This is a genomic window from Streptomyces sp. NPDC098781 (assembly GCF_044759995.1).
In the GTDB taxonomy this organism is placed as follows: domain Bacteria; phylum Actinomycetota; class Actinomycetes; order Streptomycetales; family Streptomycetaceae; genus Streptomyces.
On record NZ_JBIWAK010000002.1, the window covers coordinates 156,578 to 174,037 of the forward strand.

General features: G+C 70.1%; 22 protein-coding genes. 4 read left to right on the forward strand and 18 right to left on the reverse strand.

Going from position 1 to position 17,460, the window contains the following annotated elements:
• Window positions 1-30: 30 nt before the first annotated feature.
• Entirely contained in the window at window positions 31-711 is a 681-nt protein-coding gene (locus tag ACIQWG_RS06760; RefSeq protein WP_404091235.1) for a hypothetical protein, read from the reverse strand.
• A complete protein-coding gene (locus ACIQWG_RS06765; protein ID WP_404091238.1) occupies window positions 708-887 on the reverse strand; it encodes a hypothetical protein in 180 nt (59 codons plus the stop codon). Before ACIQWG_RS06765 ends, ACIQWG_RS06760 begins: the two co-directional genes overlap by 4 nt.
• A 185-nt stretch (window positions 888-1,072) precedes the next feature.
• Between ACIQWG_RS06765 and dapA the strand changes: the two genes are divergently transcribed.
• Entirely contained in the window at window positions 1,073-2,011 is a 939-nt protein-coding gene (gene dapA, locus ACIQWG_RS06770; RefSeq protein WP_404091241.1) for a 4-hydroxy-tetrahydrodipicolinate synthase, read from the forward strand.
• 95 nt (window positions 2,012-2,106) lie between these two features.
• Here dapA and ACIQWG_RS06775 read toward each other — a convergent pair whose 3' ends face one another.
• The 8 genes from ACIQWG_RS06775 to ACIQWG_RS06810 all read right to left on the reverse strand — a co-directional run bounded on the left by ACIQWG_RS06775 (window position 2,107) and on the right by ACIQWG_RS06810 (window position 8,532).
• Window positions 2,107-2,346: a hypothetical protein gene (locus ACIQWG_RS06775; RefSeq protein WP_404091245.1), complete on the reverse strand. Its 240-nt coding sequence runs from the start codon at window positions 2,344-2,346 to the stop codon at window positions 2,107-2,109.
• A gap of 691 nt (window positions 2,347-3,037) precedes the next feature.
• The gene (locus ACIQWG_RS06780) at window positions 3,038-3,169 is read right to left on the reverse strand and encodes a hypothetical protein (protein WP_404091248.1); all 132 of its coding nucleotides are present in this window, start codon (window positions 3,167-3,169) and stop codon (window positions 3,038-3,040) included.
• 1,054 nt (window positions 3,170-4,223) lie between these two features.
• The gene (gene dapD / locus ACIQWG_RS06785) at window positions 4,224-5,213 is read right to left on the reverse strand and encodes a 2,3,4,5-tetrahydropyridine-2,6-dicarboxylate N-succinyltransferase (RefSeq protein ID WP_404091251.1); all 990 of its coding nucleotides are present in this window, start codon (window positions 5,211-5,213) and stop codon (window positions 4,224-4,226) included.
• Between the two features lie 342 nt (window positions 5,214-5,555).
• Window positions 5,556-6,530, reverse strand: coding sequence for a CU044_5270 family protein (locus tag ACIQWG_RS06790; protein WP_404091253.1), 975 nt, complete (start codon window positions 6,528-6,530; stop codon window positions 5,556-5,558).
• A complete protein-coding gene (locus ACIQWG_RS06795) occupies window positions 6,527-7,120 on the reverse strand; it encodes an RNA polymerase sigma factor (protein ID WP_404091255.1) in 594 nt (197 codons plus the stop codon). The genes ACIQWG_RS06790 and ACIQWG_RS06795 overlap by 4 nt, the downstream gene beginning before the upstream one ends.
• Before the next feature lie 101 nt (window positions 7,121-7,221).
• The gene (locus ACIQWG_RS06800) at window positions 7,222-7,758 is read right to left on the reverse strand and encodes a TetR/AcrR family transcriptional regulator (RefSeq protein ID WP_404091258.1); all 537 of its coding nucleotides are present in this window, start codon (window positions 7,756-7,758) and stop codon (window positions 7,222-7,224) included.
• Entirely contained in the window at window positions 7,758-8,078 is a 321-nt protein-coding gene (locus ACIQWG_RS06805) for a DMT family transporter (protein ID WP_404091260.1), read from the reverse strand. The genes ACIQWG_RS06800 and ACIQWG_RS06805 overlap by 1 nt, the downstream gene beginning before the upstream one ends.
• 64 nt (window positions 8,079-8,142) lie before the next feature.
• Entirely contained in the window at window positions 8,143-8,532 is a 390-nt protein-coding gene (locus ACIQWG_RS06810; protein WP_404091263.1) for a winged helix-turn-helix transcriptional regulator, read from the reverse strand.
• Window positions 8,533-8,660: 128 nt separating this feature from the next.
• Between ACIQWG_RS06810 and ACIQWG_RS06815 the strand changes: the two genes are divergently transcribed.
• Window positions 8,661-9,068: a RidA family protein gene (locus ACIQWG_RS06815; protein ID WP_404091266.1), complete on the forward strand. Its 408-nt coding sequence runs from the start codon at window positions 8,661-8,663 to the stop codon at window positions 9,066-9,068.
• A 31-nt stretch (window positions 9,069-9,099) separates the two neighbouring features.
• Here the strand turns inward: ACIQWG_RS06815 and ACIQWG_RS06820 are convergent, their stop codons facing one another.
• Both ACIQWG_RS06820 and ACIQWG_RS06825 read right to left on the reverse strand, forming a co-directional pair.
• Entirely contained in the window at window positions 9,100-10,005 is a 906-nt protein-coding gene (locus ACIQWG_RS06820) for an endo alpha-1,4 polygalactosaminidase (protein WP_404091268.1), read from the reverse strand.
• Window positions 10,006-10,078: 73 nt separating this feature from the next.
• Window positions 10,079-11,029 (reverse strand): MBL fold metallo-hydrolase, encoded by a 951-nt coding sequence (locus ACIQWG_RS06825; protein ID WP_404091271.1) that lies wholly within the window; start codon window positions 11,027-11,029, stop codon window positions 10,079-10,081.
• A gap of 82 nt (window positions 11,030-11,111) precedes the next feature.
• Between ACIQWG_RS06825 and ACIQWG_RS06830 the strand changes: the two genes are divergently transcribed.
• Window positions 11,112-11,963, forward strand: coding sequence for a LysR substrate-binding domain-containing protein (locus tag ACIQWG_RS06830; protein WP_404091274.1), 852 nt, complete (start codon window positions 11,112-11,114; stop codon window positions 11,961-11,963).
• A gap of 218 nt (window positions 11,964-12,181) precedes the next feature.
• Complete coding sequence (locus tag ACIQWG_RS06835) at window positions 12,182-13,021, forward strand: AbfB domain-containing protein (protein WP_404091277.1); 840 nt, start codon at window positions 12,182-12,184, stop codon at window positions 13,019-13,021.
• A gap of 57 nt (window positions 13,022-13,078) precedes the next feature.
• Here ACIQWG_RS06835 and ACIQWG_RS06840 read toward each other — a convergent pair whose 3' ends face one another.
• Genes ACIQWG_RS06840 through sufD form a run of 6 tightly spaced genes read right to left on the reverse strand, consistent with a single transcriptional unit; the run spans window position 13,079 to window position 17,431 of the window.
• Entirely contained in the window at window positions 13,079-13,411 is a 333-nt protein-coding gene (locus ACIQWG_RS06840; RefSeq protein ID WP_057618336.1) for a metal-sulfur cluster assembly factor, read from the reverse strand.
• Window positions 13,408-13,878 (reverse strand): Fe-S cluster assembly sulfur transfer protein SufU, encoded by a 471-nt coding sequence (gene sufU, locus ACIQWG_RS06845; protein ID WP_404091282.1) that lies wholly within the window; start codon window positions 13,876-13,878, stop codon window positions 13,408-13,410. The genes ACIQWG_RS06840 and sufU overlap by 4 nt, the downstream gene beginning before the upstream one ends.
• Window positions 13,879-13,898: 20 nt before the next feature.
• On the reverse strand, window positions 13,899-15,155 hold the full coding sequence (locus ACIQWG_RS06850; protein WP_404091283.1) for a cysteine desulfurase: 1,257 nt from the start codon (window positions 15,153-15,155) through the stop codon (window positions 13,899-13,901).
• Window positions 15,152-15,916 (reverse strand): Fe-S cluster assembly ATPase SufC, encoded by a 765-nt coding sequence (gene sufC, locus ACIQWG_RS06855; RefSeq protein ID WP_404091286.1) that lies wholly within the window; start codon window positions 15,914-15,916, stop codon window positions 15,152-15,154. The genes ACIQWG_RS06850 and sufC overlap by 4 nt, the downstream gene beginning before the upstream one ends.
• A gap of 7 nt (window positions 15,917-15,923) precedes the next feature.
• The gene (locus tag ACIQWG_RS06860) at window positions 15,924-16,253 is read right to left on the reverse strand and encodes a non-heme iron oxygenase ferredoxin subunit (protein WP_404091289.1); all 330 of its coding nucleotides are present in this window, start codon (window positions 16,251-16,253) and stop codon (window positions 15,924-15,926) included.
• On the reverse strand, window positions 16,250-17,431 hold the full coding sequence (gene sufD / locus ACIQWG_RS06865) for a Fe-S cluster assembly protein SufD (protein ID WP_404091292.1): 1,182 nt from the start codon (window positions 17,429-17,431) through the stop codon (window positions 16,250-16,252). The genes ACIQWG_RS06860 and sufD overlap by 4 nt, the downstream gene beginning before the upstream one ends.
• Window positions 17,432-17,460: the final 29 nt, after the last annotated feature.

Below are 17,460 nucleotides of genomic sequence, written 5' to 3' on the forward strand. Positions count from 1 at the left end.
GAGCACCCCGAGTACCCGGGGCGGGCCCCGCTATCCCTGTCCGGCGGCGCCGGGTCCGCGCTCGCCCAACCGGGCCAGCTGGGCCTGGAACCAGTCGAGGCGGGCCTGCAACAGCGCCGCCTCCGCAGTGAGTTCGGGAACGCCGAGCTCGTCGGCGACCCCGGCCACGAGGATCCCCTTCCCGGCGACGACCCGCAGCCCCTCCCCGGCCAGCCGCGCGAACCCGGCGAGCGAGACGGCCGTACGGCCGCGCAGACAGCCCACGCAGGACGCGGTGAGGGCCCGCCAGCCGGGGCGGCCCCAGCCGGCGTCGGTCAGGACGGCGGCGACGGTGCCGCAGGCGCAGGGGCCGACGGTGGCTGTGCGTACCCGCTGACGTGCGCAGCGGAAGCCGCGCTCGAAGCGGATGTAGCGGCCCAGCACGGTGACTTCGAGCAGTACGGCCGACCGGTGCTCGGCCGTGCACAGCAGCGCCTCGGCCGTCGTACGGTCGTGCACACAGTGGAAGCCGCAGTCGCAGCGGCGGCTCGGCGCGCGGTGCCGCAGGCCGTACACGCAGGACGCGTCGGCCAGGACTCCGTACGGCAGCGGGCCGCCCAGCGACACACCGGTGAACCCGGCCCGGGTGCCGTCCTGGGACAGCATCGGGTGGGCGATCTTGAATCCGGTCGGCGGCTCCGTCGGGCGTTCCTCGGGAAGCCGCAGTCTCATCGGGCGGACGGGACCTCTTCGGGCGCGACAGCGGCACCGTAGCCGGCCTCGGTAATCTCCCCGATCTCCCCGAGTCCCCCGATCTCCCCCATCCCCTCGGCGAGTTCGAGTGTCTCGTCGCGCTCCCGCGGGCGCTCCTCCGCCATTCCGGTGGCGAGTGCTTTACCGAGCTTCATGACGCCTCCCACAAGCAGGGGTCGTTGACCGTCCCGGCCATGGTGACCCATGGCGCCCCACTTGGACATAGGGCCTACGAGGCCGCAAAGACACCCACCCGCTCCCCCACTCCGCAGCATCGCTTATCAATACGTAGTAGAAGAATTAAGTGGAGCTACGGGATTTCCTTGCCGACACTACTCCCATGACGCCAGCCGCCTCCTCCCGTCCCTCCGCCCGTCCCTCCTCCCGTCCCTCCGCAGCTCCCTTCGGCCGCGCCCTGTGTGCCATGATCACGCCTTTCACCGAGACGGGAGCCCTGGATCTCGCGGGCGCGCGGCGGCTCGCCGACCGACTGGTGACCGAGGGCTGTGACGGTCTGGTGCTCTCCGGGACGACGGGCGAGTCGCCGACCACCACGGACGCCGAGAAGGCGGACCTGATCCGGGCGGTGCGGGAGGCGGTCGGCGACCGCGCCTCGATCGTCGCGGGCGTGGGTACCTCCGACACCCGGCACACCGTCGAGCTGGCCCTGGCGGCCGAAAAGGCGGGCGCCGACGGTCTGTTGGTGGTCACGCCGTACTACAGCAGGCCCCCGCAGGACGCCGTCGAGGCGCACTTCCGCGAGGTCGCCGACGCGGCCGGTCTGCCTCTCATGCTCTACGACATCCCGGGCCGCACCGGCACCCGCATCGAGCCGGAGACGGTGCTGCGGCTCGCCGAGCACCCCCGGATCGTCGCGGTGAAGGACTGCTCCTACGACTTCCTCGGCGCCCAGAAGGTGCTGGCCCGCACGGAGTTGGCGTACTACGCGGGCTGCGACGAGCACAATCTGGCGCTGTACGCGGTGGGCGGGACCGGGTACGTCAGCACGGTCTCTAATGTGATCCCCCGTCACCTGCTTGCGGTACTGGACGCGTTCGACGCGGGAGACACGGCGGGCGCTGCCCACCTCCAGCAACTCGCCACGTCACTCATCGAGTTGATGATGGCCGCCGGCCTCCCGGGCGCGGTCACCACCAAGGCCGTACTCAACGAACTCGGGCTGCCCGCGGGCCCGGTCCGCCCGCCGCTGCGGCCCGCTGACCGCGCCGCGGTCGACGCGCTGCTGGCGGCGTACGAGTCGGTCACCGCCGCCGCCTGATCACCGGCGCGAGAATCCCGCAGGAAACGCGGCCGGGGCCGATGCCGCAGGATGCCCTGCGGTCACCGGCCCCGTCCTGTGCGCCCGGCGGTGGCTCAGCCCCACTTGTACCCGTCGCCGAAGAGCAGGAAGTGCTCCAGCACGTCCTCCATCGGGTCGTCCACCTGCCCCACGTTGACGAGCCCGATGCGCGGCCCGTTGTGCGAGCCCGTATTGGTCTCGTCGGCGTACGCACTCCCCGCCGGCAACCAGCACACGGCCCCCACCCCCAGCACTCCGGCCACGAGGCGCAGTACGACCCGCCCCCGCTGGTTCCTCTTCACTCGACCCGTCATCGGCCCTCAGCCCTCATCTCGTCGGTTCGGCGTGTGATCGGAAACTGCGTCCACCCGTTCATCTGCCTGGACCGGGGCGAGGTCACGAGGAGTAACCCGTACGTGGGCGTGGCCCGCGGGCCGGCCACACGCATGAGCGCCCTCCCCGGCCGTCCTCGGGCCATGGAAGGGCTGACGCGCGTGCTGATCAGTTGTGGTGGTTCCACCAGTAGAGCGCGAATGCGGCAACCCCCCTCAGGCTGGCCTTCACCCCGGCCCGCACGAGTTCATATGTGGCGGAGTTGAGGAATCGGCGGAAGTGGCGGCGTGCTGCTCCGACCCGTTGGCCGCGTGGACCAGTCTGACGCACCCGACTAACAGCAAGTGCCCTTCGGCGTAACGGGATGACTAGGCATGTATTGGGAAGTGGCGGCTTCCCGTTGCTAGCGAAGGGGTGTCCTTCGCGCGGAGCTCGGCTGCGTTTCGCACCGCGAGCTTGTCAAGCCCCACTCGGTCATCTGACACCTACGTCTGACACCAACAGGCACGAACGCGAGCGAACGCCGCTGAACCTCTGCGTACCGTCGGTCGAGGCACAACAAGGGTTATGCGACCTCGGCGACCTACCGTGATCGACCTGATAAGGATGAGTCCAGGGAGAAAGATCCTTCCCTGGCCTCACAGGTCTTCGGCTCAGCCCTGCGGAGAGTCTTCAGTAGATGATGACTCTCCAGCGTTCGACCCACAGCAGCCAGTCACCGTCCGTACCGCGTACCTGGACGCGATCGGCCTCCACCTGCCAGGCGGTGCCGTAGAGCGTGGCGTCGGGGAGGTCAACCCTCACGGCGTCATAGACCTCCAGGTCATCCTCGACCGGCCGAGACCACGTGTGCGCACAGTGATCGCAGACGTAGCCGACCACATCGTGCCCCGCAACAGTCATCAGCCTGCCCGGACGGACCGCCTCGACGAAGCACCGAGGGCAGGGATCGGCGGTGTGTGCGCATACTGATCGGGACATCACTCGATCCTGCTGTACAGCAGCGAAGTACAGCAACCCCAGCAATCGATCCATCCGGTAGCGTCCCTTGAGGGCCGCAGCGTAGCCGGTGCGACCGTTCGCGACCGATCCACATAGAGCTACGGATTAGGAGTTCCCCGTGCCACTGCCGTGCCCGATCCAGCGGGGAGCCACGGGGAACGACGGTGGCCGGCGGGTGGGCGACCCTCGGTCCGCCCATGTGGACAGTTCGCAGGTCAGAGCGTCACTCACCTCACCTCGCTCCTAAAGCGGTGCTTCACATCTGGCGGGTGAGACCATCCATGGATGGCAGACGCACAGCTCCCCCCTGGATGGTCTCTCCAGCAGATCCGTGACGCATCCGGAGACAAAGAGGCTGTCGCCCTGGATCTAAACCGGGCGGTGAAGTGGGTAGCCCGCCCCGCAGCCCCTGACGAGGTCCTGCACCCGGAGATCGTTCTCCGATTCCACAGCCTGTGCCTCGTGAAGCCTATTCATGATGACGACTGGTACATGGGCAGCCTCTACGACGACGGCAGCATCGACTGTTGGGCAGCCTACGCCGATCTGTACGAGGCGCTGCGCGGTCTGTAGGGGGCCCAGGCTGGAGGCTTCCGACATCTACAGCTGACATCAACGACGCCGGACGGAGGCGTACACCAGCGTCTCTGTCCGGCCGTCGCGCCAGCCGTCGGCAGCAGCCGGTGCGGACGCGGATCGAACTCCTGATGCGGTGATCATGCACGAGCGCCCTCCCGGGCCGTCCTAGGGCCGTGGGAGGGCGCTCAACGCTGACCAACGCCGACAGCTACCGACAGCTCAGCAGCAGGTCAGGACGTTGATCGATAAGGCAGCCGCAGGTCACGGCCGCCGATGATCAGTTGTGGCTGTGCAGAACCTCGTTCAGCCCACCCCACACCGCGTTGTTCGGCCGGGCCTCCACCGCGCCCGTGACCGAGTTGCGGCGGAAGAGGATGTTGGACGCGCCGGAGAGCTCGCGGGCCTTGACGATCTGGCCGTCGGGCATCGTGATGCGGGTGCCCGCCGTGACGTACAGGCCCGCCTCGACCACGCACTCGTCGCCGAGGGCGATGCCGACGCCCGCCTCGGCGCCGATCAGGCAGCGCTCGCCGATGCTGATGATCACGTTGCCGCCGCCGGACAGCGTGCCCATCGTGGACGCGCCGCCGCCGATGTCGGAGCCGTCGCCGACGACGACGCCCGCGGAGATGCGGCCCTCGACCATGGAGGTGCCGAGCGTGCCGGCGTTGAAGTTGACGAAGCCCTCGTGCATGACCGTGGTGCCCTCGGCGAGGTGGGCGCCGAGGCGGACCCGGTCGGCGTCGGCGATGCGGACGCCCTTGGGGGCCACGTAGTCCGTCATGCGCGGGAACTTGTCGATCGAGGTGACCTGGAGGTGCAGGCCCTCGGCGCGGGCGTTCAGGCGCACCTTCTCGATGTCGTCGACGGCGACCGGGCCGAGCGACGTCCAGGCGACGTTGGCGAGGAAGCCGAACTGGCCGTCCAGGCTCAGGCCGTGCGGCTTGACCAGGCGGTGAGAGAGCAGGTGCAGGCGCAGGTAGACGTCGTGCGCGTCGATCGGCTTGTCGTCGATGGAGGCGATGACCGTACGGACCGCTACGACCTCGACGCCACGGCGGGCGTCCGGACCGATCGCCTTGGCGGCGCCTTCGCCGAGCAGCTCGACGGCCTTCTCGGCGGACAGCCGCTCGCTGCCGGACGGGCCGGGCTCGGCGACGAGCTCGGGCGCGGGGAACCAGGTGTCGAGAACGGTGCCGTCAGCGGCGATCGTGGCGAGGCCGGCGGCCACGGCGCCGGTGGTGCGAGGAGCAGTCGTGTCGGTCATAAGGGCAACCTAACCGGCCGGGGCGGGTCGGGGCGAACTCGGCCAGGCGGCGTCTCAGGGTGCGAGCCGCCGGGCAGGTGCGCCCACGGGCGCCCAGGTCCCGTCGGCTACGCCCGGACCCGGCACCCGACCCCCGACCAACCGGCGCCCGCCGACCCGCGCTCCCCGGGGCGGAACTCGGCCAGGCGGCGTCTCAGGGTGCGAGCCGCCGGGCAGGTGCGCCCACGGGCGCCCAGGTCCCGTCGGCTACGCCCGGACCACGGCACCCGGCCCCCGACCAACCCGCGCCGACCGACCCGCGCTCCCCCTCACGGCGCGGGCCGGCCCAGCCGGCGTCAGGTGTCAGGGACGCCGGCCCGCCTCGTCCACCACCGCCTTCGCCACGTACGCGTTGCCGCCGACGACTTCGCCGTCCTCGATCCTGCGCTGGCCGACGACCTCGAAGGTCACGGGGTCGAGCAGCCATTCGTCGGCGTGCTTCTCCCGCTCGCGGCCCGGCACGGGGAACCTGAGGGCAACGGCCCGGTGGCCGGCCTCGTCCTCCACCAGGTGGTCGACGAGCTCGCCGCCCGGCAGGGTGGCCAGCGCGCGGTACAGGCCCGCGAGGCCCGCGTGCGGTTGTACGTAGGCGTCGAGCAGGACCAGGATCTCGGTGTAGTCGTTGCCCGCCTGGGTCAGGCTCTTGTCATCGACCAGGGCGTTCTCCTCGCGCAGCGCCTTGAGCGTGCCCTCGCCGTCGGCCGGCAGGGTCGCCAGGAAGCGGTACAGCTGGCGGGGCGAGCGGTCGTCGTACTCGTCGCCGAGCCCTTCGAGGTTCAGCTCGGTCGTCTCGAGTTCGCCCGGGTCGTCCGCCCCGGGCCTGGGGTAGGAGACGAGCTTCGCACCGTCGTAGCGGAGCCACTTCTCCAGCTCGAAGTCCGCGTCGCCGTCGCCCTCCTGGGTCTCCTTGGCGTAGATCCACTGGTCGGCGCGCGGTTCGGCGACCGGCGGCTGACCTTCCACCGTCCGTGCCGCGAACTCCAGCAGCTCCGGCACGCTCATCCCCTTCAGATCCAGTCCCGGCGCCGTGGCGGGCGTGCTCACGCGTCCCGCCCGATGCCCGTTGACCAGCAGTGTCGCGGTGACGACGACCACCGTCACGGCGACGAAGACCGCGGCGACCATCAGCGGGCTCCGTCGTCCCCATGTCACCCGGCTCCGCCTCGCCGTCAGGGCCGCCTCGACCAGCCGGTCACGCCCCGGCGCCAGCCGCGCCCGGTCGGCCACGGGGGCGTCGGCGCGCAGTTCCCGCACCTGGGTCATCTCGTCCACGGTCACGCCACCTCCGCCGCGTCGCTCACGAATGCCGGATCGGCGCCCAGCGCCGTGCGTACCTTGCGCCGGGCTCTGTTGAGCCGGGAGCGGACCGTCCCCACCGGGAGGTCCAGTGCCTCGGCGACCTCCTGGTAGGTGAGGTCGGCCCAGGCCACGAGGAGCAGCACATGCCGGTCGCCCGCCGAGAGGGAGGCGAGGGCGTCGGCGAGCGGACCCTGCGTGGAGACACGGCTGTCGGTGTCCTCCACCCAGGAGGCGGCCACCGGGTCGTGCCCCGTGCGGGCCAGCGCCCGCAGCGCCCGTACCTCGGCACGGCGGTGCTTGCCGATGAGGTTGGCCGCGATGCCGTAGAGCCACGGCCGGGCGCTCGGGCGGCCGCGGTCGTAGCGGGCGCGGATGCGGAAGGCGGTCAGGAAGGTGTCGGCCGTGATGTCGTCGGCGGCCGTCTCCCCCAGTCGCCGTGCCGCGTAGCGGTGGATGTCGGACGCGTAGCGGTCGTAGAGCCGGGCGAACAGCTCGGGCTGTTCCAGCGATCCGGCCACGACCTCGGCATCGTCCGCCACACTTGCCGTCGTCGGCGGTGGTCCGCTCACAAGGCATCCCCCTGTCGTTCGTACCGGGCGTGTCACCCCCTGTTCCCCGCGGGACGGCAAAGAGTTCACGGCCGATCAGGGACCTCGTCCCGCAGGGCACTTCAGGGGATCACGCGGCGCAGCACATCGCGTGCGTACCCCTCGTCGTACGGCGTTTCCGTGAGCAGCACCTGGAGACAGATCCCGTCCATCAGCGCCACCAGCGCCCGTGCGGTGACCGGGTCCGTACGGTCGGACAGGCGGTCGGCGAGGTCGTGGGCCCATTCGGCGGCGACGGGGCGCAGGGCGGGGCGGCGCAGGGCGGCCAGGTACAGCTCGTACTCCAGTTCCACGCCCGTGCGGTCGCCCGCGAGCCACTCGCCCATCCATCCGGCCAGTTCGGCCGCGAGGTCGGTGTCCGGGTCCTCCAGGCCACCGCGCGAGGCGATGACCTTGGCGAAGCCCTCGTTCGCCTGGCGCAGCGCGGCGACCAGCAGATCGTCGAGGGTCTTGAAGTGGTACGTCGTGGAGCCGAGCGGTACGTCCGCCTCGGCGGCGACGGTGCGATGGCTCAGCCCCGCGATGCCCTTCTCCCCCACGACCCGGATCGCGGCGTCGATGATCCGCTGCCGCCGCTCAGGGTCGTAGCGCCGGGCCATCAGTGGGCGCCGCCCAGGTTCAGCACGACCACGCCGACGATGATCAACGCGATGCCGGCCGCCTTGGTGACCGTCATCCCCTCCCCCAGGAACGCGATCCCGATGGTGGCGATGGCGGCGGTGCCCACCCCGGCCCAGATCGCGTAGGCCGTGCCCACGGAGACGGTCTTCAGTGTCTGGGCGAGCAGCGCGAAGGAGACGAGGTAGCCCAGGGCGGTCAGCAGCGACGGCAGCAGCCTGCTGAATCCGTCGCTGTACTTCATGGCGGTCGTGGCGCCGACCTCGGCCGCTATGGCTCCGGCGAGCAGCAGGTATCCCATGTGTACGAGCGTACACACCGATGCGTACGGCCGTACACAAACGGTTCGTGAACCGGCGGCGGAGCTACGGCTTCCCCGCCTCGAAGCGGTGGCGCGACTCCTCGATGGCGCCGAGGTACCGGTGGGTCCAGTCGCACATGCCGTCGATGGTCACCCGCAGGGCCTGGCCGGGCTCGGTGAGGGTGTACTCGACGCGCGGGGGCACCGTGGGATACACCGTGCGCTCGATCAGGCCGTTGCGCTCCAGCATGCGCAGGTTCTGGGTGAGCATCTTGTGGCTGATGCCCTCCACATCGCCGCGCAGCTCACTGAAACGCAGGGTGCGCTCCCCCAGGGCCTCGATGATCAGCAGGGCCCACTTGTTGGCGATGTCCGAGAAGATCTCCCGGGCCAGGGAGTCCGCCCGCGTCACGTCCGCCTCGTCCAGCAGGCCGCTGGACTGCTTGGTTCCCATGAGGTTCCCCAGTCACTGAAAAGTGCGTTCTTCCATGTCAGGGCTCACTCTCCTACGGTTCCTGGGTATCCACAAGAGAGCGCTGGAGCCGCACGGACCAGAGCTCGTCGAGAGAGGCGGACCACCGCATGGCCATCACCCTGATGAACCCGACCGGACTGGTGGAGATCGATGCCTACCGGCAGGTGTCGATCGCGAGCGGGTCGAAGCTGGTCTTCGTCGCCGGGCAGGTCGCCTGGGACGCGGAAGGCACCACGATCGGGGCGGGCGACCTCGCCACCCAGGTCGAGCAGTGCTACCTCAATGTCGGCACCGCCCTGGCCGCCGCCGGCGCCTCCTTCGAGGACGTCGCGAAGCTCAACGTCCACGTCGTCGACTGGACCCCGGACAAGATGCCCCTGCTCATGGAGGGCCTGACCCGGGCCGCCACCAAGCTGGGGACCACCGCCGCACCGCCCGCCACGCTGCTGGGCGTCGCGGCGCTGGACGTACCCGAGCACCTCGTCGAGATCGAGGCCGTCGCGGTCCTCGACTGACGCGTCTTCGCCGGGAGTCGGGCCGCCCGGGTCAGCAGGTACGGCGGCGGTACCCGCTGTCCCCCGCCGGTACGACGTCCAGGTCCCGTTCGACCACCGACAGCCTGTCGCCCCACTCGGCGCACGCCGCGGCGAGGCCGTCCGAGCGGTACTCGATGACGAGGACCCGGTCGTCGTAGGCGCCCGCGTAGGCGCCGCACTCGTCGTACTGGCCGCACTCCTCGGCGACCGCGAAGTCGAAGCCGACGTCCCGGCCCTGGCGGGCCAGACCGGCGGCGTTCTTCTGGCCGATCGCCAGACCGGCGGTGTGGGCCCGGTCGGCGATCAGCTCGGCGAAGGCGACGTTGTCCTCGGGGGCCAGCAGGCCGTCGGACCGCTCGTTCGAATCGAGGTTGTCGGCCTCGATCGCCTGGAATCCGGCCGCCGCGCAGCCGTCGATCCACTCCCCCACCACCTCGGCGAGCCGCGCGCGCTTGGCGGCCGTCGAGATGTCCAGCAGGGCCTCGTCCCAGTCCCGGTCGACGACGAGCGCGCCCTCGTCGTCCCGGAGCAGCAGGTCCGGGTGGTGCGCCTCCCACCAGCGCTCACTGTCCGGCTGGGCCTGGAAGGCATTGACGTAGCAGATGTTGTACAGGCCCGCCGCGGGCTTCGCGGCACGGTCCCGGGACACCACGCGCACCCCGGCCGGCGGCGGGTAGGCGCCACCGATCTGGTAGTCGAAGGCGGCCCCCGGCTCGGGCAGTACGACCTTCCCCGAGCCACCCGGCGTCGAGGGGGCGGTGGCGCGCCCCGACGCGGTGCCGCCCTCGCCGTTCTCGCCGCCCTCGCCGCCGGAAGCCGTGCATCCGCCCACGGCCATGACGAGCGCGGCGCACAGCACGGCGGCCCCACCCGCTCGGCGGCGGGCACGCGGGACGGGGAGAACTCGGGGGACCATGATCGGGGGGCTCCTGTCGATTCATGACCGAAGTCGTGGCCTACTACACCGAAGTCGTGGCCCACGCCGTGATCTACGGTGCTGCCCGGCCATGATGCCCTGCTCCGTGCCCGGAGTTCACGGTGTGTTCGGCACACAGGCAGCCGACACCCCGCTCGATCCACTCCCGGCCGGCCCACTCCGGATGCCGCTCGATCAGCAGCGCCCGGACCTCGGCGACGATCTCTTCCTCGCCCATCGCGGAGTCCCGCCGCCGCCAGGTCTCGTCACGCAGCTCGCGCAGGTAGTCCCGTACGTCGGTGAGCACCCGGGGACCGCCGAGCTCGCCGTGGCCGGGGACCACGACCCGGGGCGCGCCCGCGGCGAGCCGGTCCAGCACCGTCAGCCAGCCCACGCCGGAGACGTCCGTGTCGTACGGCGGGAACCACGGGAAGATGGCGAACTGCCCGGTCTCGGCCAGGTCCCCGGTGAACAGCACCCCCGCGTCCGGCACTTCGACCACCTGGTCGCCCCGCGTGTGCCCCCGGCCGGTGGACCGCAGCCGTACGGTCCGGCCGCCGAGGTCCAGGTCGTGGCCGTCGTCGTAGACCACGTCGGGGGTGGGCGGCCGTACGCCTTCGAGACGGTCGGCGACCGGTCCGCCGAAGCCCCGGAACATCTCCAGGTAGCCCGGCCCCTTGGTGGTGAGGTCGTCGGCCTGTGCGCGGTTGACCAGGTAGGTGGCCTCACCGGCGAAGACATGGGCGCCGAAGGCGTGTTCGGGGTGGAAGTGGGTCGTGGTCAGGTAGAGCCGGCGGCCCTTGGCCACCTCGGAGGCGAGGGCGAGGACCTGTTCGGCGTTGGCGGTGCCCATGCCCGTCTCCACGACGAGTACGGCCCGACTGCCGCCGATGATGCCGATGTTGGGCACCAGCTGGACCCGTTGGTCGGGGATGACCAGCAGGTCGGGGGCGATCTCCTGAGCGTCCGCGGTCCGCACTTCGGGGTCCGGCAAGAGAACGCCGGTGGTTGATTGATCGGTCATGCCCAAAGTCCACCGCCGGCGTGCCGCGCTCGTCCAAGACCGATCCGGTCGTGCCGATACCGTACGGGTATCCTTGCTGGTCATGGAGCTGCGTACGCTGCGCTATTTCGTGGCCGTCGCCGAGGAACTCCACTTCGGCCGGGCCGCCGCCCGGCTGCACATGAGCCAGCCCCCGCTGAGCCGGGCGATCAGGCAACTGGAGTCCGACGTCGGAGCGCCCCTGCTGAACCGCTCCCCCGCCGGGGTCACCCTCACTCCGGCCGGAGCGACACTGCTGGACGAGGCGCGGGCCCTGCTCGACCGGGCCGACCAGGTGCGTGTACGGGTGGCGACGGCGGCCGGCGCCACCACCCTCACCGTCGGCTTCCTGGGCGACAGCACCGATCGGGGGGCCACACGGCTGGCGGACGCGTACCGCAGGCGTCACCCCGGGGTGGAGGTCCGGATCCGCGAGACCGACCTGACCGATCCGACCTGCGGTCTGCGCGCCGGTGTCGTCGATGTCGCCCTGACCCGGGGGCCGTTCGACGCGACCGGGCTGACCGTGCACGAGTTGCGCGCCGACCAGGTGGGCGCCGTCCTGCGCGCCGACGACCCGCTCGCCCAGCGCGACCATCTGACGCTGTCCGACCTGGCCGGCCGGCGCTGGTTCCAGTTCCCGGCCGACACGGACCCGCTCTGGCAGGCGTACTGGAACGGCGGCGAGCCCCGCGAAGGCCCTGTGGTGCGCGGCGTCCAGGAGTGTGTGCAGGCCGTGCTCTGGAACGGCACCGTCGGGATGGCCCCGCTCGGACACGAGATGCCCGGCGAACTGGCGGTGGTACCGGTCGTCGACATGGCCCCGAGCCGGGTGCTGCTGGCGTGGAACGAGGGCGACGGGAATCCGTTGATCCGGTCGCTGGCGGGGATCGCGGCCGGGGCGTACCGGCGCTGAGAGCACAGGGACACAGGGCGGAGCAGAGGCGCGGACACGGCGCGGGCGCCCTTCGGACGCCGTCGCCGCCCAACTCCCCGCGGGCCGGAACCGATCTGGATACGGCTCGTTCCAAACAGGTGCTCCAGGGCCACGGGGTCCACTAGTGTTTCACCGTTCACATACCGGTCCTTCGTAACCGCGGCTGTCGTCTCCTGACGCCGCTGGAGGAACACCGCATGCCTGGAAACAAGTCCCAGCCGGCTCAGGACCAACCCCCCTGGGAGAACGGCTGGGCCCCGGACACCTCGCGGGCGCCGGGAACGCGCCGTCTGTGGCTGGCGGGTGGGATCGCGGTGGCGACGGTCATCGCCTGTGTCACGGCGATCGCCTTGTCCGAAGGGGCTTCTGACGATACGTCGGCGGCTGCCTCACCCGCCGCCGAGGGCTCCGCGGTCCCGGGCCTGATCTCCTTCGCCACCCCGTCGGGGACCGCACCCCCGAAGGGCAAGAGCGGCCTGTCGACGGCACGCGGGACGAGCGAAACTCCCCGCCGGCACGACGCCACCACCTCCGCGCCCGCACCGGATCCGTCCAAGTCGGCTCCCCACGGGGCGAGTTCACCGACCGGCGCCGCCCAGCCCCCCGCCACCACCACCATCTGGCGGTCCATACGCGCGGTCAACTACCCCGACCGCTACTGGCATGTGAGCGACGGCCAGGTGAAACTGGACCCGGTCCGTGGCTCGGAGTCCCGCGAGGACTCCACCTTCAAGCAGGTCAAGGGACTTGCCGACAGCTCCTGTCAGTCCTTCGCCACACACGACGGCACGTACCTGCGCCACCGCAACTTCGTCCTGCGCGCCGAACGCCACGACGGCTCCGCCCTGTTCGCCCAGGACGCCACGTTCTGCCCGCGCGGCTCGTCGTACGGCTCCGACGCGACGATGCTGGAGTCGGTCAACTACCCGGGCTACTTCCTGCGCCACAAGAACTTCGTCGTCCGCCTCGAACGCTACGAACACAGCTCCCTGTACCTGGCGGACTCCTCGTTCCGGCTGGTGAACGGGCCGGCCTGAGCACACGAAAGCGGCGACACCCGGCAGGTGCCGCCGCTTTCCCGTGAACGGGGAGTCTCAGACGTTGAAGCCGAGCGCCCGAAGCTGCTCCCGGCCGTCGTCCGTGATCTTGTCCGGGCCCCACGGCGGCATCCACACCCAGTTGATGCGCAGCTCGCTGACCAGGCCGTCCGTGGCGGACTTGGCCTGGTCCTCGATGACGTCCGTCAGGGGACAGGCCGCCGAGGTCAGGGTCATGTCGAGCGTCGCGATGTTCGCGTCGTCGATGTGGATGCCGTAGATGAGGCCGAGATTGACGACGTCGATACCCAGCTCGGGGTCGACGACGTCGTACAGCGCCTCACGGACCTCTTCCTCCGAGGCCGGCTTCATCTCCACGGTGTCACTCATGCCGTCTTCCTTTCGGCGTCGGCGTCGGCACCCAGCGCCTGGGCCGTCGCGTCCTTCCACGCCATCCAGCTCAGGAGGGCGCACTTGACCCGGGCGGGGTACTTGGAGACTCCGGCGAACGCGACCGCGTCCTCCAGAACCTCCTCCATGGCGTCGTCGGGCTCCAGCTTCCCCTTGGACTGCATCAGCTCCAGGAAGGTCTCCTGGATCTTCTGCGCGTCGGAGAGGTCCTTGCCGACGAGAAGTTCGTTCAGTACGGACGCGCTCGCCTGGCTGATGGAACAGCCCTGGCCCTCGTACGAGACGTCCTCGATCTTCGTGCCGTCGTACCTCACGCGCAGGGTGATCTCATCGCCGCACGTCGGGTTCACGTGGTGCACCTCGGCGTCGCCATCCCGCAAGCCCCGCCCCTGCGGGTTCTTGTAGTGGTCCAGGATGACTTCCTGGTACATCGAATCCAGCTTCATGCGTCGCTCGTCCCGTCCCGTCAGCCGAAGAAGTTCCGGACGTGCTCCAAGCCGTCCACCAGAGCGTCGATCTCGGCCGGCGTGGAGTACAGATAGAACGACGCTCGCGTGGTCGCAGGAATTCCGTACCGCAGGCACACCGGGCGGGCGCAGTGGTGGCCGACCCGGACCGCGATGCCCTGCTCGTCGAGAACCTGGCCCACGTCGTGCGGGTGGATGTCGCCGAGCGTGAAGGAGATCGCGGCGCCTCGCTCCTCGGCCGTGGTGGGGCCGATGATCCTGAGGTCCGGCACCTCCGCGAACCGCTTCACCGCGTACTCGGTGAGCGCGTGCTCGTGGGCGAGGATCTTGTCCATGCCGATCGAGTTGAGGTAGTCGATCGCCGCGCCGAGGCCGATCGCCTGGGAGATCGGCGGCGTGCCCGCCTCGAACTTGTGCGGGGCGGGAGCGTACGTCGACGAGTGCATCGACACCGTCTCGATCATCTCGCCGCCGCCCAGGAACGGAGGCAGGTCCTCCAGCAGCTCCTGGCGGCCCCAGAGCACGCCGATGCCGGTCGGGCCGCACATCTTGTGGCCGGTGAAGGCCACGAAGTCGGCCTGGAGCGACTGCACGTCCAGCGGCATGTGGGGCGCCGCCTGCGAGGCGTCGATGCACACCAGCGCGCCGACCTCCTGCGCGCGGCGCACTATCGCCTCGACGGGGTTGAAGGTGCCCAGGATGTTGGACACCAGCACGAAGGAGACGATCTTCGTCTTCTCCGTGATGACCTCGTCGATGTTGGACAGGTCGAGCCGGCCGTCGTCGGTGAGGCCGAACCACTTCAGCTTCGCGCCCGTGCGCTGCGCGAGCAGCTGCCACGGCACGATGTTGGAGTGGTGCTCCATCTCCGTGATGACGATCTCGGTCTCGTGGTCCACCCGGTAGGGCTCGTCGGCCCAGCCGAGCATGTTGGCCACGAGGTTGAGCGACTCGGAGGCGTTCTTGGTGAAGATCACCTCGTCGCGCGAGGGCGCGTTGATGAACTCCGCGACCTTGTCGCGCGCGCCCTCGTACAGCGCCGTGGCCTCCTCGGCGAGGACGTGCACGCCACGGTGGACGTTGGCGTTGTGCTGCTCGTAGTACTCGGAGAGCACATCGAGCACCTGGCGCGGCGTCTGCGAGGTCGCCGCGTTGTCCAGGTACACGAGCTTCCTGCCGTCGTGGACGACACGGTCCAGGATCGGGAAGTCCTTGCGCAGCGCCTCGGTGTCGAGGAGGCCCGGCAGCTGTGTCACGCGGATACGCCACCCTTCACGTACTTGTCGTAGCCCTCGGCCTCGAGCTGGTCCGCGAGCTCCGCTCCGCCGGACTCGGCGATACGGCCGTTGGCGAAGACGTGGACGTGGTCGGGCTTGATGTAGCGCAGGATGCGCGTGTAGTGGGTGATCAGCAGGGTGCCGACCTCACCGGTCTCACGGACCCGGTTCACGCCCTCGGAGACGACGCGCAGGGCGTCGACGTCCAGGCCGGAGTCGGTCTCGTCGAGGATCGCGATCTTCGGCTTGAGCAGCTCCAGCTGAAGGATCTCGTGGCGCTTCTTCTCACCGCCGGAGAAGCCCTCGTTGACGTTGCGCTCGGCGAAGGACGGGTCCATGTTGAGGCGCTCCATGGCCTCCTTGACCTCCTTCACCCAGGTGCGCAGCTTGGGGGCCTCGCCGCGGATGGCGGTGGCGGAGGTACGGAGGAAGTTCGACACGGACACGCCGGGTACCTCGACCGGGTACTGCATCGCCAGGAACAGGCCGGCGCGGGCGCGCTCGTCGACGGACATCTCCAGGACGTCCTCGCCGTCGAGGGTGACGGTGCCCTGGGTGATCGTGTACTTCGGGTGACCCGCGAGGGAGTAGGCGAGAGTCGACTTGCCCGAGCCGTTGGGGCCCATGATGGCGTGCGTCTCGCCCTGCTTCACGGTGAGGTCGACGCCCTTGAGGATCTCCTTCGTGGCGTTGTCGGCCTCGACGGTGACGTGCAGGTCTCGGATTTCAAGCGTTGCCATGGGTGCCTCAGGACTCCTGGGTGAGGGAGACGAGAACGTCGTCCCCTTCGATCTTTACGGGGTATACGGGGACGGGGCGCGTCGCGGGGAGGCCGGACGGCTTACCGGTGCGGAGGTCGAACGAGGACCCGTGCAGCCAGCACTCGATCTGGCAGTCCTCCACCTCGCCCTCGGAGAGCGACACGTTCGCGTGGGAGCAGATGTCGTGGATGGCGAACACCTCGCCCTCGGTCTGCACGACCGAGACCGGCGTGCCGTCGAGTTCCACCCGCTTCGGGGTGTCCTCCTCCAGCTCGCTCAGCCCACAGGCGCGTACGAAAGCCGTCGGCCCGGTCATGACACGAACTCCAGCTCCTCGTCGATCTTCACGAGGAGGCGCTCTTCGATGTCGTCGACGCCGATCTGCTGGACGAGCTCGGCGAAGAAGCCGCGCACGACCAGGCGACGGGCCTCGTCGGCCGGGATGCCGCGGGCCATCAGGTAGAAGAGCTGCTCGTCGTCGAAGCGGCCGGTCGCCGAGGCGTGGCCGGCTCCGACGATCTCGCCGGTCTCGATCTCCAGGTTCGGCACGGAGTCGACGCGGGCGCCGTCGGTCAGAACCAGGTTGCGGTTCATCTCGTAGGTGTCCGTGCCCTCGGCCTTGGCCTCGATCAGCACGTCGCCGATCCACACCGCGTGCGCTTCGTCGCCCTGGAGCGCGCCCTTGTAGGCGACGTTCGACTTGCAGTGCGGGGTGTTGTGGTCGACCAGCAGGCGGTGCTCCTGGTGCTGACCGGCGTCCGTGAAGTAGAGGCCGAAGAGCTCGGCCTCGCCGCCGGTGCCGGCGTAGGCGACGCGCGGGTGGAGACGTACGAGGTCGCCGCCGAAGGTGACCACGAACGACTTGAAGGAGGCGTCGCGGCCGATCAGCGCGTTGTGCTGGCCCACGTGCACGGCCTTGTCGTCCCAGTCCTGGACGGAGACGACGGTGAGCTTGGCGCCGTCGCCCAGGATGTAGTCGACGTTGGCCGCGAGCACGGCGTCACCGGTGTGGTCGATGACGACGACGGCCTCGGCGAAGGCTTTGAGCTCCACGACCTGGTGGCCGTAGGCGACCCCGCCCTCGCCGTGCACGGCGATGCGGATCGGCTCGGTGAGGACCGTCTCCTTGGGGACGGTGATCACACCGGCCTTCTCGAACGCCGAGTACGCCTGGGCGGCGACGCGGTCCACGGGCATGCCCGCCTTGCCGAGGCGGGCGTCGTCGCGGCCGACGGTCTCGACGGTGACGCCCTCGGGGGCCTCTACGGTGACCTGGAGACCGTCGCCGGTCGCCACGGCGGTGCCGTCGTGCAGCCCGCGCAGGCGCTCCAGCGGGGTGAACCGCCACTCCTCCTCGCGGCCGTGCGGGACCGGGAAGTCCGCCACGTCGAAGGACGGGGGCGCGCTCATGCGCGTGGCGACGGTCGACTCTGCGGCCACCGCGATCTGGCCCGCGGTGGTGGAGCCCACGGGGATGTTCTGAGCCTCAGCCATGGCTGTCGGTCTGCTCTCTTTCCTACGTC

What these genes read in the sequence shown, in the direction of transcription:
- ACIQWG_RS06860 (WP_404091289.1), bottom strand. Translation starts at nt 16,253, where the DNA reads ATGACCGGGCCGACGGCTTTCGTACGCGCCTGTGGGCTGAGCGAGCTG.
- ACIQWG_RS06760 (WP_404091235.1), bottom strand. Translation starts at nt 711, where the DNA reads ATGAGACTGCGGCTTCCCGAGGAACGCCCGACGGAGCCGCCGACCGGA.
- sufD (WP_404091292.1), bottom strand. Translation starts at nt 17,431, where the DNA reads ATGGCTGAGGCTCAGAACATCCCCGTGGGCTCCACCACCGCGGGCCAG.
- ACIQWG_RS06820 (WP_404091268.1), bottom strand. Translation starts at nt 10,005, where the DNA reads ATGGTCCCCCGAGTTCTCCCCGTCCCGCGTGCCCGCCGCCGAGCGGGT.
- ACIQWG_RS06775 (WP_404091245.1), bottom strand. Translation starts at nt 2,346, where the DNA reads ATGACGGGTCGAGTGAAGAGGAACCAGCGGGGGCGGGTCGTACTGCGC.
- ACIQWG_RS06830 (WP_404091274.1), top strand. Translation starts at nt 11,112, where the DNA reads ATGGAGCTGCGTACGCTGCGCTATTTCGTGGCCGTCGCCGAGGAACTC.
- ACIQWG_RS06800 (WP_404091258.1), bottom strand. Translation starts at nt 7,758, where the DNA reads ATGGCCCGGCGCTACGACCCTGAGCGGCGGCAGCGGATCATCGACGCC.
- ACIQWG_RS06840 (WP_057618336.1), bottom strand. Translation starts at nt 13,411, where the DNA reads ATGAGTGACACCGTGGAGATGAAGCCGGCCTCGGAGGAAGAGGTCCGT.
- dapD (WP_404091251.1), bottom strand. Translation starts at nt 5,213, where the DNA reads ATGACCGACACGACTGCTCCTCGCACCACCGGCGCCGTGGCCGCCGGC.
- sufC (WP_404091286.1), bottom strand. Translation starts at nt 15,916, where the DNA reads ATGGCAACGCTTGAAATCCGAGACCTGCACGTCACCGTCGAGGCCGAC.
- dapA (WP_404091241.1), top strand. Translation starts at nt 1,073, where the DNA reads ATGACGCCAGCCGCCTCCTCCCGTCCCTCCGCCCGTCCCTCCTCCCGT.
- ACIQWG_RS06810 (WP_404091263.1), bottom strand. Translation starts at nt 8,532, where the DNA reads ATGGGAACCAAGCAGTCCAGCGGCCTGCTGGACGAGGCGGACGTGACG.
- ACIQWG_RS06815 (WP_404091266.1), top strand. Translation starts at nt 8,661, where the DNA reads ATGGCCATCACCCTGATGAACCCGACCGGACTGGTGGAGATCGATGCC.
- ACIQWG_RS06825 (WP_404091271.1), bottom strand. Translation starts at nt 11,029, where the DNA reads ATGACCGATCAATCAACCACCGGCGTTCTCTTGCCGGACCCCGAAGTG.
- ACIQWG_RS06835 (WP_404091277.1), top strand. Translation starts at nt 12,182, where the DNA reads ATGCCTGGAAACAAGTCCCAGCCGGCTCAGGACCAACCCCCCTGGGAG.
- ACIQWG_RS06765 (WP_404091238.1), bottom strand. Translation starts at nt 887, where the DNA reads ATGAAGCTCGGTAAAGCACTCGCCACCGGAATGGCGGAGGAGCGCCCG.
- ACIQWG_RS06805 (WP_404091260.1), bottom strand. Translation starts at nt 8,078, where the DNA reads ATGGGATACCTGCTGCTCGCCGGAGCCATAGCGGCCGAGGTCGGCGCC.
- sufU (WP_404091282.1), bottom strand. Translation starts at nt 13,878, where the DNA reads ATGAAGCTGGATTCGATGTACCAGGAAGTCATCCTGGACCACTACAAG.